Annotated in this window: 15 protein-coding genes; 6 read left to right on the plus strand and 9 right to left on the minus strand. The window is 70.1% G+C overall.

Annotated elements, in window-relative coordinates; translation table 11 throughout:
- The first annotated feature begins 724 nt into the window (after positions 1–724).
- A complete protein-coding gene (locus AC07EQ_RS21375; protein ID WP_478389674.1) occupies positions 725–1,438 on the plus strand; it encodes an IclR family transcriptional regulator in 714 nt (237 codons plus the stop codon).
- Between the two features lie 12 nt (positions 1,439–1,450).
- On the opposite strand, the gene AC07EQ_RS21380 is transcribed toward AC07EQ_RS21375, so the two are convergent.
- The 8 genes from AC07EQ_RS21380 to AC07EQ_RS21415 form a co-directional block, all read right to left on the minus strand.
- A complete protein-coding gene (locus tag AC07EQ_RS21380; protein ID WP_478389675.1) occupies positions 1,451–1,939 on the minus strand; it encodes a nuclear transport factor 2 family protein in 489 nt (162 codons plus the stop codon).
- Positions 1,936–3,369: an FAD-dependent oxidoreductase gene (locus AC07EQ_RS21385; RefSeq protein WP_478389676.1), complete on the minus strand. Its 1,434-nt coding sequence runs from the start codon at positions 3,367–3,369 to the stop codon at positions 1,936–1,938. The genes AC07EQ_RS21380 and AC07EQ_RS21385 overlap by 4 nt, the downstream gene beginning before the upstream one ends.
- A gap of 9 nt (positions 3,370–3,378) precedes the next feature.
- On the minus strand, positions 3,379–4,197 hold the full coding sequence (locus tag AC07EQ_RS21390) for an SDR family NAD(P)-dependent oxidoreductase (RefSeq protein WP_478389677.1): 819 nt from the start codon (positions 4,195–4,197) through the stop codon (positions 3,379–3,381).
- A 35-nt stretch (positions 4,198–4,232) separates the two neighbouring features.
- Complete coding sequence (locus AC07EQ_RS21395) at positions 4,233–4,625, minus strand: nuclear transport factor 2 family protein (RefSeq protein WP_478389678.1); 393 nt, start codon at positions 4,623–4,625, stop codon at positions 4,233–4,235.
- Entirely contained in the window at positions 4,622–5,407 is a 786-nt protein-coding gene (locus AC07EQ_RS21400) for an SDR family NAD(P)-dependent oxidoreductase (RefSeq protein ID WP_478389679.1), read from the minus strand. The genes AC07EQ_RS21395 and AC07EQ_RS21400 overlap by 4 nt, the downstream gene beginning before the upstream one ends.
- Positions 5,404–6,726 carry an MFS transporter gene (locus AC07EQ_RS21405; protein WP_478389680.1) on the minus strand — a complete coding sequence of 441 codons (1,323 nt, stop codon included), beginning with the start codon at positions 6,724–6,726 and terminating at the stop codon, positions 5,404–5,406. Before AC07EQ_RS21405 ends, AC07EQ_RS21400 begins: the two co-directional genes overlap by 4 nt.
- Before the next feature lie 115 nt (positions 6,727–6,841).
- Entirely contained in the window at positions 6,842–7,225 is a 384-nt protein-coding gene (locus AC07EQ_RS21410; RefSeq protein ID WP_478389681.1) for a hypothetical protein, read from the minus strand.
- A 254-nt stretch (positions 7,226–7,479) separates the two neighbouring features.
- Positions 7,480–7,956, minus strand: a complete 477-nt coding sequence (locus tag AC07EQ_RS21415; protein WP_478389682.1) for a MarR family winged helix-turn-helix transcriptional regulator — start codon at positions 7,954–7,956, stop codon at positions 7,480–7,482.
- Positions 7,957–8,117: 161 nt separating this feature from the next.
- Between AC07EQ_RS21415 and wrbA the strand changes: the two genes are divergently transcribed.
- On the plus strand, positions 8,118–8,735 hold the full coding sequence (wrbA, locus tag AC07EQ_RS21420; RefSeq protein ID WP_478389683.1) for an NAD(P)H:quinone oxidoreductase: 618 nt from the start codon (positions 8,118–8,120) through the stop codon (positions 8,733–8,735).
- A 50-nt stretch (positions 8,736–8,785) separates the two neighbouring features.
- Here the strand turns inward: wrbA and AC07EQ_RS21425 are convergent, their stop codons facing one another.
- Positions 8,786–9,445, minus strand: a complete 660-nt coding sequence (locus AC07EQ_RS21425) for a 4'-phosphopantetheinyl transferase family protein (RefSeq protein ID WP_478389684.1) — start codon at positions 9,443–9,445, stop codon at positions 8,786–8,788.
- Between the two features lie 521 nt (positions 9,446–9,966).
- Here AC07EQ_RS21425 and AC07EQ_RS21430 point away from each other — a divergent pair.
- From AC07EQ_RS21430 to AC07EQ_RS21445, 4 genes are all read left to right on the plus strand, one after another.
- Positions 9,967–10,827, plus strand: a complete 861-nt coding sequence (locus AC07EQ_RS21430; RefSeq protein WP_478389685.1) for an ABC transporter permease — start codon at positions 9,967–9,969, stop codon at positions 10,825–10,827.
- Positions 10,800–11,537, plus strand: a complete 738-nt coding sequence (locus tag AC07EQ_RS21435) for an ABC transporter ATP-binding protein (RefSeq protein ID WP_478389686.1) — start codon at positions 10,800–10,802, stop codon at positions 11,535–11,537. The genes AC07EQ_RS21430 and AC07EQ_RS21435 overlap by 28 nt, the downstream gene beginning before the upstream one ends.
- Positions 11,534–12,634 carry an LLM class flavin-dependent oxidoreductase gene (locus AC07EQ_RS21440; protein WP_478389687.1) on the plus strand — a complete coding sequence of 367 codons (1,101 nt, stop codon included), beginning with the start codon at positions 11,534–11,536 and terminating at the stop codon, positions 12,632–12,634. Before AC07EQ_RS21435 ends, AC07EQ_RS21440 begins: the two co-directional genes overlap by 4 nt.
- A gap of 111 nt (positions 12,635–12,745) precedes the next feature.
- Positions 12,746–13,558, plus strand: a complete 813-nt coding sequence (locus tag AC07EQ_RS21445; RefSeq protein WP_478389688.1) for a class II aldolase/adducin family protein — start codon at positions 12,746–12,748, stop codon at positions 13,556–13,558.
- Positions 13,559–13,564 lie beyond the last annotated feature (6 nt).

Raw genomic sequence — 13,564 nt, forward strand, 5'->3', positions numbered from 1 at the left:
GGAGGGTGTAGCGGGTAGAAAGAAGACGCGGGGAGGTCAACGGCCGAAGCGACTACAGGAAGTTTTGGGGGGTGTAGCGCGACCCGGCACGGTCCACGGCCCGCTCGGCACGCAAGTCCACACCGGTCGGCCGTCCCGGTGTTGAAAAGTGCTGGTGCGGAGGGGATTTCACCATCGGTGGCGGGGTCTGCACGCCGGAACCGAGGCGGTAGGTGGTCGGGTGGGGGTTCGCTCCCGCCGCCAGACATGAACGAACCCCCGGCTGGTGGACGCGGATTCCGCGTCACCCCCGACCTTGGTGTCAAAAGTAGGGCAGTCGATCGGGTCACGTCAAGTATGTGACGCACATTCAAGAATGTGAATTCTGTGAAATCCTTGGGAAATCCGGTCAAGGAAATGTCCACTGTGGTTTGTTGCCGGCGTCGGTTGAGGGCACTCGGCCGAAGTCGCCAGGCGGATCCGGGATCCGCTCGACCGCGTCGGCAACAGCGGCGTAGCGCGCATGCGCGCCGGCCTCCCCGGCTAGGTTCGGCGGCACCTTCCGCGGCCGGCGGTGCAGCTCCGGCCGTGGGGCCAGCTCGGCCGACCGCTTGCGCTGCGGAGCACGTTCTCGTCGACGCTCGCCACCAGAGAGGCCATCGGTGCGCTGAGCTGGCCTTCGCGTGGTCGTCGGCGGTTGGATAGGATTGCGCGGGAAGTGCGATCGGCAAGGCGGCGGATGAGCGTGGAAGACAACCGAGGATCCTCGGTTTCGGGGGCCCAGACCCTCGACAGGGGAATCCGGGTCCTGTGGCACCTCGCCCGACGGCCGGACGGCGAGACGCTGACCGAAATGGCGCGCTCGTTGGGGCTCAACCGCAATGCGCTGCACCGGATGCTGGAGGCGCTCACCGCGCACAACCTGGTCCGGCGGACCGAGGACAAGCGGTACCACCTGGCCTACGGTCTCGTGGAGTTGGCGTCGGCGGTGGACAGTGATCTGCGCGGCTTGGCCTACCCGATCATGGCGGGGCTCGCCGACGCGGTCGATGCGACGGCGCACCTGATGGTGCCGGTCAGCGATGCCGAGGTACAAGCGGTGCTGGTGGTCGAGCCGCGGCTCGCCGCGGCGCACATCGCCTTCCGGACAGGTCAGCGCCACGCGATAGCCCGCGGCTCAGGCGGTATTGCGATCTTGGCGGGCCGCCCGCCCCGTGATGACGACCCGGCCGAGGTGGTGGCGGCCCGCGAGCAGGGTTACGCCGTTTCCACCGGTCACGTGATCCCGGGAGTCATCGGGGTTTCGGTGCCGGTGGAGACACCTCCGACGATGTCGGAGGTCAGCATCGGTGTGTCGCTGGTCGATCCCGCTGCGGTCGAGCAGGTGGCGCCGCGGGTGGTGGAGGCGGCCCGCGAGGTGAGCGCGCAGCTGTTCGCCTCACGCTCACGGGTGCGCTGACGCCGCAGACCATCACTGCCGGTAGACCGGATCAGTGGCGTCCCTCCTGGAGCGGACCCAGCCGGGGTTGAGGCTGTCGGTGATGGCTTGTGCGCGGAACTCGTCGAAGACGACGACCCGGTCGGCGATGCGCCACTGGCCGCTGCGCCGTTCGAACCGGTCCACGTAGCGGCATCGGATGATGGCCAGTTCCTGCTCGGTCGCGCCGTCGACCGGCGCCTGTCTGAGGTAGCAGAGGCAGTAGGATTCGACCTCGGCCGCGTCGTCGCCGGTGAAGTCGATGAGCACGTTGCTGATGAAGTGCTGGGACGAGTCGATCGTGGTGTGCCGCCGCCGGATGTCCTCGATCAGGCCGCTCACCGGCCCGTGGTAGCCGCCGTGGTCGTCGATGGCGTCGGGGAAGTAGCAGTCCCGGATGCCGTCGTAGTCGAGCCGGTCCACCGCCCTCGCGTAGCGGTAGAGCACCTGCTCGATGGCGACCCGATCGTCCGATGTGGTCATGCGCCGCTCCCTGCGTCGTTGAGCCGTTGTGCTGCTTCCTGCCCGGCGAGCCGACCGAGCACCAGGGCATGAGCCACGGAATTCCCGCCGCCCACGTAGCGTTCCCCGAGGATTCCTCCGGCCGCTTCGCCCGCCGCGAACAACCCCGGAACGACGTGGCCGCCGGTGTCGAGCACGCGGGCGCGGCTGTCGATGCGGAGGCCGGTGTGCGTGCACACCAGCTCCGCTGGGAGCATCCGTACCGCGTAGAACGGACCGGTTCCCACCGGTGGCAGCCGGGGGTCGACCTGCTTGGCGGCCAGCGACTCGTGCCGGAGGAAGTCCTCGTCGTGGCCCCGTTCGAACAGCGCGTTGAACCGCTCGACGCTCCGGATGAGGTTGGCGGCCGGCATGCCGATCCGCGCGGCGAGTCCGGGCAGCGTGTCGGCGCACCGGACGACGCCTTTGCCGACCTCTTCGAGGACCCGGTCCGCCGCCCAGTCGGCGTAACCGGGCGGCAGGCCGGTGCGGGCCGCTTCGTCGAAGACCGCCCAGACGAATCCGCCGTGGTCCTTGAGGATTCCGGGACTGACCGCATAAGGGGCGTCCTCGTCCATGCACCGGTGGCCGTCGGCGTTGACGTGGATCCGGGACACCGGCGGGAATCCGCTCTGCCAGTGGTGGAACCGCTGGAACTCGGCGGTGACCAGCAGCAGACCCCAGCCGTGTCCGAACAGCGACAGGTCGTGCCGCTCGGCCAGCGCGATGTGATCGCCCCGGCTGCCGGGGGCGGCGACGACGAACAGGCTGTCGCCGGCGATGCCGGCGTCCGGGAAGTAGTCCCGCACCAGCTCGGGGTTCTGGGCCAGCCCACCGCAGGCCACGACGACGGACGGCGCGGTGACCTCCGCGCCGTCGACGACGACCCCGCGCACCGCCGGCCCGTCGCGGAGCAGGTCGGTGGCGCGGCTGCCGAGCGCAAGATCGACCTTGAGCCGTCGGCGGGCGCGGTCCAGGGCCTGGACGAGCCCGTATCCCTGGTCCTTCGGCACGTGGCCGCGCCAGACGTCCTCGACGCCGGCGCGGGTCAACCCCGGCATGTGCGCGTTGCGGGACAGCTGGGCGGGGATCTCGACGCCGAGGTCGAGCAGCCAGTCGATGAGCGTGCTCGACTGCTCGCAGAACATCCGCGTCGGGCCGGGCAGCACGCGCCACTGGTTGAGGTCCATGTAGTGCTGGAACATGCGTTCCGGCGAGTCCTCGACACCCAGCGCCCGCTGCACGCCGGTGGCCGCGGCGGTCAGCATCCCGGCGGAGAGCTGCGTCGACCCGCCGATCTCGGCCTCGGATTCCAGCACCAGCACCCGCAGCCCGTGCTGCGCCGCCGACACCGCCGCCGCCAGCCCGGCGCCCCCGGCGCCGATGACGACGAGGTCGTAGTCGTAACCCATGGATCTACCTCAGATGTGTTGGGAGCCGCCGTCGACCGGGATCACCGCGCCGGTGATGTACCGCGCGCTGTCGGACAGCAGGAAGTACAGGGCGCCGAAGACCTCGATGGGCGCGCCGACCCGGTGCAGCGGCACGGTGCTGAGCGCGCGGTCGAGCGCCGCCGGGTCCTCCCGCACCCATCGCGTCATCTCGGTGTCGACGAAGCCGGGCGCGATCGCGTTGACCCGGATGTTGTCCGAGCCCAGTTCCACGGCCATGCAGCTGGTCAGGTGCCGCACGGCGGCCTTGGACGAGTTGTAGGCCGCGCGGGTGGCGCGCACCCGGACTCCGGCCACCGAGGCCATGTTGACGATGGCGCCGCCGCCGTGTTCGCGCATGTGCCTGGCGGCGGTCTGCGCGCCGTAGACGACGCCGTTGACGTTGACCTGGTAGGTGGCGGTGAGCTGCTCCGGCGGGATCTCGGTGAACTCGGCCTGCGGGAAGATCCCTGCGTTGTTGACCCAGAAGTCGACCCGACCGAACTCGTCGAGCCCGGCGCGCAGCAGGCCGTCGTGACCGGCGGGGTCGGTGACGTCGGCGCGGTGGCCGACGACCCGCCCGCCGTCGGTGATCTGCCGGTTGACCTGCTCGGCGACCTCGGGCGCACCGGTGAGGTCACCGGCCACGACGTTGATGCCGCGCCGGGCGAGCTCGGTGGCGAAGACCGCGCCCATGCCGCGACCCGCACCGGTCACGACGGCGACCTTGCCGACGAGTTCGGGGTAGCTCGCGGCGATGGGGCTGTCGTCCGCGCGCGTCGGGTTGGCCTGGTCGTTCGGTGCCGTCATCGGGGATTCTCCAGGGGTTCGCAGGAAGAGGTGGTTCAGTCGCGGGTGACGACCCGCTCGGCGATCCGCCAGAGCCCGTCGTGGCGGACGAAGCTGTCGTCGATGGTGGTGACCCGGTCGATGGCCACCGCGTCGGAGCTCGTGGTCCGCACGATGAGCAGGTTGGCCTTGACGTGGCACTCGTCCGCGCTGATCTCGCGGTCGATGCAGACGTTGGTGACGATGTGGTGGGCTCGGGGGTTGTTCGCGGCGAAGGCGGCGGCGAACTCGGTGAGCGCTTCCCGTCCGCGGACGGGTTCGGGATAGGTGGGGGAGCGGAACACGCCGTCGGGGGTGAAGGTCTCGGCCCACTGCCGGGCCGCGCCGCCGTCGATGGCGTGGGCCTGTTTTCCCAGCAGGTTCAGGATTTCGAGGAGTGCGCCGGTCATGAGGCGTCCTCGGCGAGCGCGCTGGTGATGCGGTGGTAGGTGCCGCCGGACACCAGGCCGCCGTCGACGACGAGCTCGGTGCCGTTGATGTAGGACGCCTCGTCGGAGAGCAGGAAGGCGACCGCCCCGGCGATCTCCTCGGGCGCGGCCACCCGGCCGGCGGGCACGGACCGGAGGCTCTCGTCGACGAACCGGTGGTCACCGGAATGCAGCAGGGGAGTGTCGACCAGCCCCGGGTGGACGGAGTTCACCCGGACGCCCTTGGCGGCGAATTCCAGGGAGCCCACTTTGGACAGCCCGCGCACACCCCACTTGCTCGCCCCGTAGGAAGCGGAGAAGTAGCCGACCATCCCGGCGATCGAGGACACGTTGACCACCGACGCGCCCCCGGCTCGCGCCAGCGGGCCGGAGAGGAACTTCATCCCGAAGAAGACGCTGGAGAGGTTGATGTCCACGACCCGGCGCCAGTCGTCGACCGACGTCTCGGCGATGCCTTTCCGGAAGCTCACACCGGCGTTGTTCACCAGGCCGTGCAACGGCTTCCCGTCGAGCGCCGTCGCGAGTCCTCGCCACGCATCGGGGTCGGCCACGTCGAGGTGGTGAGCCCGGCCGGTGCCGCCCGCCGCGGTGATTTCGTCGGTGACGGCGCGGGCGGCGGCCAGATCGATGTCGGCGAGCAGAACATCGGCGCCTTCCCGGGCGAGGCAGAGAGCCTCCGCCCGGCCCATGCCGCTTCCGGCGCCGGTCACCACGATCCGGCGATCGCGAAACCTGGCTGTCATAGTGCGAGTTCCCTTCCCTTGGTCTCCTTGAGGAAGAAGGAGGTGACGAGGCTGATCAGGGCGCAGGCGACGAAGTACCCGGCCGGGGCGAGCTTGTTGCCGGTCGAACTCACCAGCAGCGTCGCGACGAACGGCGCAGTGCCGCCGAGCAGCATGTTGGTCACGTTGTTGCCCAACGCGATTCCGCTGTACCGGAAGCGGGCCCGCAGCATCTCCGCGTACGTGGCGAACGAGACGCCGTTGACCACCGAGACGCAGATGAACAGCACGGCCGGGCCCAGGATCGCCAGCGGCGCTGGGCCGTCGGCCATCAGCATGAACATCGGCACCCCGAGCAGCGCCCCGGCCGCGGATCCGCCGATGAACACCGGTTTGCGCCCGATCCGGTCACCGAGGTAGCCCGAGATCGGCAGGGTGATCACGCCCAGGACCATCGCGATGCAGGTCGCGGCGAAGGCGAACTGCGGCGAGCGCTGCCCGGCGGTCTGCAGGTAGGTCGCGGCGTAGACCGAGGCGATGTAGTAGCCGCCGGTGATCACCGCGCCGAGCAGGATGATGGTGAGGACCTGCCGCCACGCGGTCGAAAGCACCGCGAACAGCGGGACCTTCACGACGTCGCTCTGCTGCTGGACGTCCTCGAACTGCTCGGTCTCATCCAGCGAGTTGCGGATCCACAGCCCGACCACGCCGATGACCAGGCTCAGCAGGAACGGGATTCGCCAGCCCCAGGCCGCGATCTGCTCGGCCGACAGCCCCGTGGTCAGCGCGAGCGCCATCAGGGATGCGCACAGCGACCCGATGTAGGTGCCGGAGTTGACCATCGATGTCTGGAAGGCGCGCCACTTGGCCGGGGCGTGCTCGGAGACGAACGAGTTGGCGCCGCCGAGCTCACCACCGGCGGCGAAACCCTGCAAGCAGCGCGAGAGCGTCAGCAGCGCGGTCGCCCAGACGCCGAGCGTGGCGTAGGTGGGCAGCAGGCCCATCAGTGCGGTGGCCACTGCCATCAGCAGGATCGTCCAGGTCAGCGCCTTCTTGCGGCCGTACTTGTCGCCGATGTGGCCGAAGAAGATCCCGCCCGGCACGCGGAGGAAGAACGCCACGGCGAACGCGGCGAAGGTGCCGAGCAGCGCCGCGGTCGGATCGTCCTGGACGAAGAAGTGGGCGCTGACCATGGTCGCCATGTAGCCGTAGATGCCGAAGTCGTAGTACTCGACGACGGTGCCCAGGATGGCGGCGCGGATGACTTTGGCGTGCGACTGCGCGGGTCGCGCGCCCGCTTGGCCGGTGGCTGTGACGCCGTCGGTGGTGGAATTCGCCATTGAATGTCCTTCGGTGCGGCCCTCGTCCGGGACGAATGAGCGCAGTATGCTCAAATAGTGAGCGCGATGCTCACTAAATGGGAGTATATGGATCCGTCCCGTTCCTTGGCAACGGTCAACGGGGCGCAACCGTGCGGTAGTACGAGGGTGACCGCTCCAACTGCGTGCGGTGGCTCGGCGTCACGACCAGTTCGCTGGCATGCGGCAACACCCGGACTTGGCGGCCAGCGGCTTCCGGGGACTCGTCCGGCAGCCCGCCGATCGCCACGATCCCGATTTCGGGCACGGTCACGGACAACTCGTATGAACGGCTGCGGCAAAGCCGGCCGGTCGCACCGGTGACCGGTGCCCACGACGTGTACTTGAAGGTCGTTGCCCCGAAAGGGAAAGAACGCAGCAGCGTCGGTACCGGCGACTTCGTGTCCCTCGCCCGGTTCAGGTTCGAGTGGTGATCGAGCCGGCGCCCGCGTAGCGGGTCACGGCGGGTGGTGGCCGGCAACGAGGTTCCGCACCGTGACCGCGCCTCGGCGCTTTGTGCGCAAGCGGGCTTTGGTCGCCCGAGGTCTGGCCAGCACGCTGACGCGGTTCGGCCCCAAGGCCCACTCAAGCCATTCGCGCGAAACGGCGCTCGGTGTGAGGGCGGGGTGGTGGCTTCGCGCGAAACCGCCACCCCGTCAGGTGCCGGGCGCATCCGGGGGAGCCTGTCCTCGGGGCCTTTCTGGCGCGACCCCTTGGGTGGGATCGGGCTTGGGTTCAGCAGTCCGGCGTGTTGGCGGCGCGGAGGGCGCGCATGGCCTCGGCGAGGGCCGCCGAGTCGGCCTTGCCGAGCGGGGCCAGGACGCGCTTGCGCAGGATCTCGGCGCACGCCGCGCGGGAGCGCTCGGCGATGTCGCGGCCGTGGTCGGTGAGGACCGCGTAGGTGACCCGGCGGTCGGTCTCGCACGGCTCGCGGCGGATCAGGTCGGCCTTGGCGAGGCGGTCGGCGACCTTGGTGAAGCCGCCGCTGCTCAGCGCCGCCTCGCGGGCGAGCTTGGTCATGGGCATCCGGTGGTCGGGCGTGCGGACCAGGCGGAGCAGGATCTCGAAGGAGGCCGGTGGGAGCCCGAAGCGCTCGCCGATCTCGGCGTCGATGTGCCCCTGCGTGACGTGGTAGCCCTCGATCACCAGTCCCCACCAGGTGATGATCTCGTCGTCATCGGTGCACGGATCCGGGCCGGTCTTGCTGTCCACCGGGATGCTCCCTCCTGCGATTGCGGCCCCACCAGTCTACCTGAAACAGCTCGCAAGGAAATCTCTTGCGAAGAAGATGCAGCCCGAGTATTGTCTTCCATGGAAGAGATGAGCGACTGGTTCCGACGCAGCCGCCCAGCCCCTTGAACAGGAGTCCGACAGTGAGCACCCCCGTGAAGGTCAGCGTCATCTACTACTCGGCCACCGGAACCGGCACCGAGATCGCCAACACTCTGGCCGCCGAGGCCGAGGCGGCCGGCGCAGAGGTGCGGGTGCGGCGTGCCCCGGAGCTGGCGCCCGACGCGGCGATCGACAGCAACCCGGCGTGGCGCGCCAACGTCGAGGCCACCCAGTCCATCCCCGAGGCCACCCCGGACGACGTGGTGTGGGCCGACGCGGTGCTGTTCGGCTCGCCGACCCGCTTCGGCAACATCGCCTCCCAGCTCAAGCAGTTCATCGACACCCTCGGCGGGCAGTGGGCGCAGGGGCAGCTGGCGGACAAGGTCTACAGCGGCTTCACCTCCAGCTCGACCGCGCACGGCGGCCAGGAGTCGACGCTGCTGGCGCTGTACAACACGTTCCACCACTTCGGCGGCATCGTGGTCGCCCCGGGCTACACCGATGGCGCGAAGTTCGCCGACGGCAACCCGTACGGCACCAGCCACGTCGACGCCCAGGGTGCGAACAAGGTCGACGACGTCACCCGCGCGGCGGCTGCCGTCCAGGCCAAGCGGGTCGTGACGGTCGCCAAGGCCCTCAAGGCCGGCGCCGACGCCTGATCCATCTCGGGCTTCAGGAGTGAAGGGCGTCTCCCGTCGGGAGGCGCCCTTCACGCGTTCGACCGGGTCGCGGCGATGGCGGAGACGACGAGGCCGTCGCGGACCAGCCAGCGGCCGGTGAACGCCGTCAGCGGGCGGCCCGCCAGTTCCGCGCCCTCCTTTCGCAGGTGCGCGGTGAACGTTCCGGCGCCGAGTTCGAGCCGGGCGTCTTCGAAGCCGAGCCAGCGGCCGGTGATCGGAAACCACGCCTTGTAGACGGTTTCCTTGCAGCTGAACAGGATCCGGTCCCAATGCGTGTCGGGTCGCGCCGCGGACAGCCGGGCCAGGTCGGCGCGCTCCGCTTCCAGGGACACGACGTTGAGCACGCCGTCGGGCAGCGGGGCGTGCGGCTCGGCATCGATGCCGACGGTGTGCACCTGCTCGGCGCGCGCCGCAACGGCGGCCCGGTAGCCGGCGCAGTGCGTGATGCTGCCGAGGATCCCGGCCGGCCACTGCGGCGCTCCGCGCTCGCCGCGCAGCAGGGGAGCGGGCGGCACGCCGAGCCGGCTCAGCGCCTGGTGCGCGCACCACCGCCCGGTCGTGAACTCCCGGCGGCGCTTGTCCCGGGCGCGCGCGATCAGCGCTTCCTCTTCGGGGAACAGGACGACGTCCGGTGGATCGGCGAAGGCTTCGGCGGAGCTGACCTCGGCGGGCAGCAGTTCCTCGATCACGAACGGCCTCCAGGGCGCCTGCCCGCTCGCATCGCGGTGACGGGTCGGCCCGACCCGCTGGAAAGTTCCGGCTGCACCGGTCCACGGTAGCGCCGGGCGAACCGCCCGAGGCGCCCGCGGGTCGCGCGAAGGACCTCCGCCGGTGCGGATCCGATCACAATCCCAATCCGTGGAGTTGGGTTTACACGATCCGGGCGTCCGGTTACGGTCTTGGGCATGATCCGGACAGCGGCCCTGACGACACGAGGTTACGTGGACTTCGTGCGCGTGTCCTCCGCACTCTGTTGCCGGTAACGGTTTTCTCCGCTTCGTCGCGCGCGTCGTAGCGCGACCGCCTACAGCTCCGCCGGAGTCCCCCCGCACAGCGTCTCCGCTGGTCGGCACCCGTGCGTGGTTTTTGTTGCCATAGCAGCAAAAAGTGCGCACGGCACCTGAGCAGCGGAACAGGGGCTCCGGTGATCCTCCAGCGCGGCCCATCCGTCGTGGCCGTGCTGCGCCCTCATGCCCTCCGGAGAGTGCAGATGACTGTATCCACCGAACGCGCGCCCACCGGCGCGCCGACCGATCGAGATCCGATCCCCGTCACCACCGTGCAAACCCGCACCGCGCGGCGCGAAAACCGCGTTCCCCGTTGGGTTTTCAAGCTGATCAGCCCCATCGCGCTGGTGGCGCTCTGGCAGGTCCTCAGCAGCACCGGGCTGCTCAGCGACGACACCCTCGCCTCGCCCGCCACGGTCGCCGGGACCGCCGTGGAGATGTGGGACGAAGGACGGCTGCAGGAGGCGATCGCCGCCTCGCTGCAACGCGTCGGCGCCGGCCTGGTGATCGGCGTCGTCGTCGCGATCGTGCTGGCGACCCTCTCCGGCCTGTTCCGCCGCGGCGAGGATCTCATCGACGCGCCGATGCAGATGCTGCGCACGGTGCCGGTGATCGGCCTCATCCCGCTGCTGATCATCTGGTTCGGCATCGGCGAGCAGCCCAAGATCGTGCTGATCGCGCTGGCCGTGACCTTCCCGCTGTACATGAACATCTACGGCGGCATCCGCAACGTCGACGCGGGCCTGGTGGAGGCGGCAAAGACGCTCGGGCTCGGCTGGTTCGCCCAGGTGCGGCACATCATCCTGCCCGCCGCGATGCCCAACGCCCTGGTGGGGCTGCGGTACTCGCTGGGTTCGGCGTGGCTGGCGCTGGTATTCGGCGAGACGATCAACGCCACCGCGGGCATCGGCTACGAGATGAACATGGCCCGCGAGTTCTTCCAGACCGACGTGATCGTGGTCTGCCTGGTGCTGTACGCACTGCTCGGCCTCGTCGCCGACTTCATCGTCCGACTGCTGGAAAGGACCTTGCTGGCATGGCGACCGGCGTTCAGCGGAGCGTAGTGAAACCCGCCTCGGTGCGCGGCCTGAGCCGCCGCTTCGGCGACCGCACCGTGCTCGACGACCTCGACCTGGACATCGAGCCCGGCCAGTTCGTGGCGTTGCTCGGCCCGAGCGGCTGCGGCAAGAGCACGCTGCTGCGGATCCTGGCCGACCTCGACCGCGAGGTGACCGGCGAGGTCGAGGTGGCCGTGCGGCGCGCGGTGGCGTTCCAGGCGCCGCGGCTGATGCCGTGGAAACGCGTGTGGCGCAACGTGATCCTCGGCCTGCCCGGCCGCCCGGACAAGAAGCGCGCGGTGGCCGCGCTGGAGGAGGTCGGCCTCGGCCACCGGGTGGACGTCTGGCCGAAGGTGCTCTCCGGCGGCGAGGCGCAGCGGGCGTCGCTGGCGCGTGCGCTGGTGCGCGAACCGGACCTGTTGCTGCTGGACGAGCCGTTCTCGGCGCTGGACGCGCTGACCCGCATCAAGGCGCAGCAGCTGGTCGGCGAGCTGTGGCAGCGCCACGGCTGCGCGATCTTGCTGGTCACGCACGACGTGGAGGAGGCGCTGCTGCTGGCCGACCGGGTGCTGGTGATGCGCGACGGCCGCATCGGCTACGACCAGGTGCTGGACCTGGACCGCCCGCGCGATGTCACCGACCCGGCGTTCCTGGCACTGCGCGCGGAGTTGCTGTCCTGGCTGGGTGTCGGGACCGGAGAGGGGAGTTCGTCATGACCGTCGAGTTCATCGGGATGATCGGGGCGCAGCACGTCTCGGAGATCCACGCGGCGGACGGACCGGCGGTCAACCCGGCGTTCCTGCGGAAGTTCGCGCAGGCGCACGAGGCGGCCGGGTTCGACCGGGTGCTGATCGGCTACGGGTCGAGCAGTCCGGAGAACACCCAGCTCGCCGCCTACGCCGCCGCGCACACCGAGCGGCTGGGCTTCCTGATCGCGCATCGCCCCGGCTTCGTGGCCCCGACGCTGGCGGCCCGCACCTTCGCCACCGCCGACCACCTCACCGGCGGCCGGATCGCGGTGCACATCATCACCGGCGGCAACGACGCGGACCAGCGCCGCGACGGCGACTACCTGGGCAAGGACGAGCGCTACGCGCGCACCGACGAGTACCTGGACGTCCTCCGCCGGGTGTGGGCCGCCGAGGAACCGGTGAGCCACGAGGGCGCGCACTACCGCTTCGAGGACTACAACGCCGCCGTCCGCCCGGTGCGGCAGTCCGGGATCCCGCTGTACTTCGGCGGTTCCTCGGCGGCCGCCCTGCGGGTCGGCGGCAAGCACGCCGATGTCTTCGCGATGTGGGGCGAGCCGCTGGCGCAGACCGCCGAGCAGATCGCCGCGGTCCGGAAGGCCGCCGCAGAAGCGGGGCGGGCGGAACCGCCGCGGATCAGCGTGTCGTTCCGGCCGATCCTGGGCGCGACCGAGGAGCAGGCGTGGGAGCGGGCCCAGCGCATCCTCGGCCGGATCAACGCATCGCGCGGTGGGCTGGCGTCCTTCACCGGGCCGAAGACGCTGAACCCGGGCCAGCAGGTCGCCAACGTCGGTTCGCAGCGACTCCTCGCCGCCGCGGCGGCGGGCGAGCTGCACGACCGTGCACTGTGGACACCCACGGCGGCGGCCACGAACGCGGCGGGTAACTCCACCGCATTGGTGGGTACCCCGGAGACGGTGGCGGCGGCGCTGCTGGACTACGTCGACATCGGGGTCACGACGCTGCTGATCCGCGGCTACGACCCGTTCGACGACGCGGTGGACTACGGCCGCGAGCTGATCCCGCTGGTCCGCCAGGAAGTCGCCCGCCGTGCCGTCGCCTGACCCGAGATGCGGCGATTTCGCGCGAAATCGCCGCCTGCCAGGCGTGCCGAACGTCGATTTCGCGCGAAATCGCCACCGGTCGTCGCGCCGAGACATCACGAGGAGAACGCCATGACCACCGTCGCATCCGGGCGATCAGAGTTCGCCCGATCGCTTTCCCCACGGCAGAACAGCTTCCCCGCCCGACCGGTCTTCGACGACGTCGAGGACGAACGCCGGTTCCGCAAGCAGCGGCTGGCCGCGGCGCTGCGGATCTTCGGCAAGCTCGGCTACAACGAGGGCGCCGCCGGGCACATCACGGTCCGCGACCCGGAGCTGCCGGACCACTTCTGGGTCAACCCGCTGGGCCGGGCCTTCAGCCGGATCAAGGCGTCCGAGCTGCTGCTGGTCAACCACGACGGCGAGATCGTGCACGGGGACCTCCCGGTCAACCAGGCCGCGTTCGCCATCCACTCGCAGATCCACCGGGCCCGCCCGGACGTCGACGCGGCCGCGCACAGCCACTCCATCTGGGGCAAGGCGCTCGCCGCGCTGGGCACCGAACTGCTGCCCATCTCGCAGGACAGCGCCCAGTTCTACGAGGACAACGTGATCGTGCCGGACTTCTCCGGGGTCGTGCTCGACCTGGAGGAGGGCCGCCGGATCGCCGCGACGCTCGGGCAGCGCAGGCTGGCGATCCTGGCCAACCACGGGCTGCTCACCGTCGGCCGCAGCCTGGAGGAGGCGGTGTCGCTGTACGTGGCCGCCGAGCGGAACTCGAAGGTGCAGGTCGTCGCCCAGGCGGCCGGGCAGCTGCAGCTGATCCCGCACGAGATCGCGCGGCACACCAGGCAGCAGTACCAGCAGCACCGCGACCCGGGCTGGGTGACCTTCGCCCCGCTCTTCGAAGAGATCGTGCACGAGCAGCCGGATCTGCTCGACTGAGACTGG

The organism is Saccharopolyspora sp. NPDC045839 (assembly GCF_056431645.1).

Bases quoted from the DNA above. Each gene is read 5' to 3' on its own strand.
- AC07EQ_RS21380 (WP_478389675.1), bottom strand. From the start codon at position 1,939: ATGACCACATCGGACGATCGGGTCGCCATCGAGCAGGTGCTCTACCGC.
- AC07EQ_RS21385 (WP_478389676.1), bottom strand. From the start codon at position 3,369: ATGGGTTACGACTACGACCTCGTCGTCATCGGCGCCGGGGGCGCCGGG.
- AC07EQ_RS21390 (WP_478389677.1), bottom strand. From the start codon at position 4,197: ATGACGGCACCGAACGACCAGGCCAACCCGACGCGCGCGGACGACAGC.
- AC07EQ_RS21395 (WP_478389678.1), bottom strand. From the start codon at position 4,625: ATGACCGGCGCACTCCTCGAAATCCTGAACCTGCTGGGAAAACAGGCC.
- AC07EQ_RS21400 (WP_478389679.1), bottom strand. From the start codon at position 5,407: ATGACAGCCAGGTTTCGCGATCGCCGGATCGTGGTGACCGGCGCCGGA.
- AC07EQ_RS21405 (WP_478389680.1), bottom strand. From the start codon at position 6,726: ATGGCGAATTCCACCACCGACGGCGTCACAGCCACCGGCCAAGCGGGC.
- AC07EQ_RS21430 (WP_478389685.1), top strand. From the start codon at position 9,967: ATGACTGTATCCACCGAACGCGCGCCCACCGGCGCGCCGACCGATCGA.
- AC07EQ_RS21435 (WP_478389686.1), top strand. From the start codon at position 10,800: ATGGCGACCGGCGTTCAGCGGAGCGTAGTGAAACCCGCCTCGGTGCGC.
- AC07EQ_RS21440 (WP_478389687.1), top strand. From the start codon at position 11,534: ATGACCGTCGAGTTCATCGGGATGATCGGGGCGCAGCACGTCTCGGAG.
- AC07EQ_RS21445 (WP_478389688.1), top strand. From the start codon at position 12,746: ATGACCACCGTCGCATCCGGGCGATCAGAGTTCGCCCGATCGCTTTCC.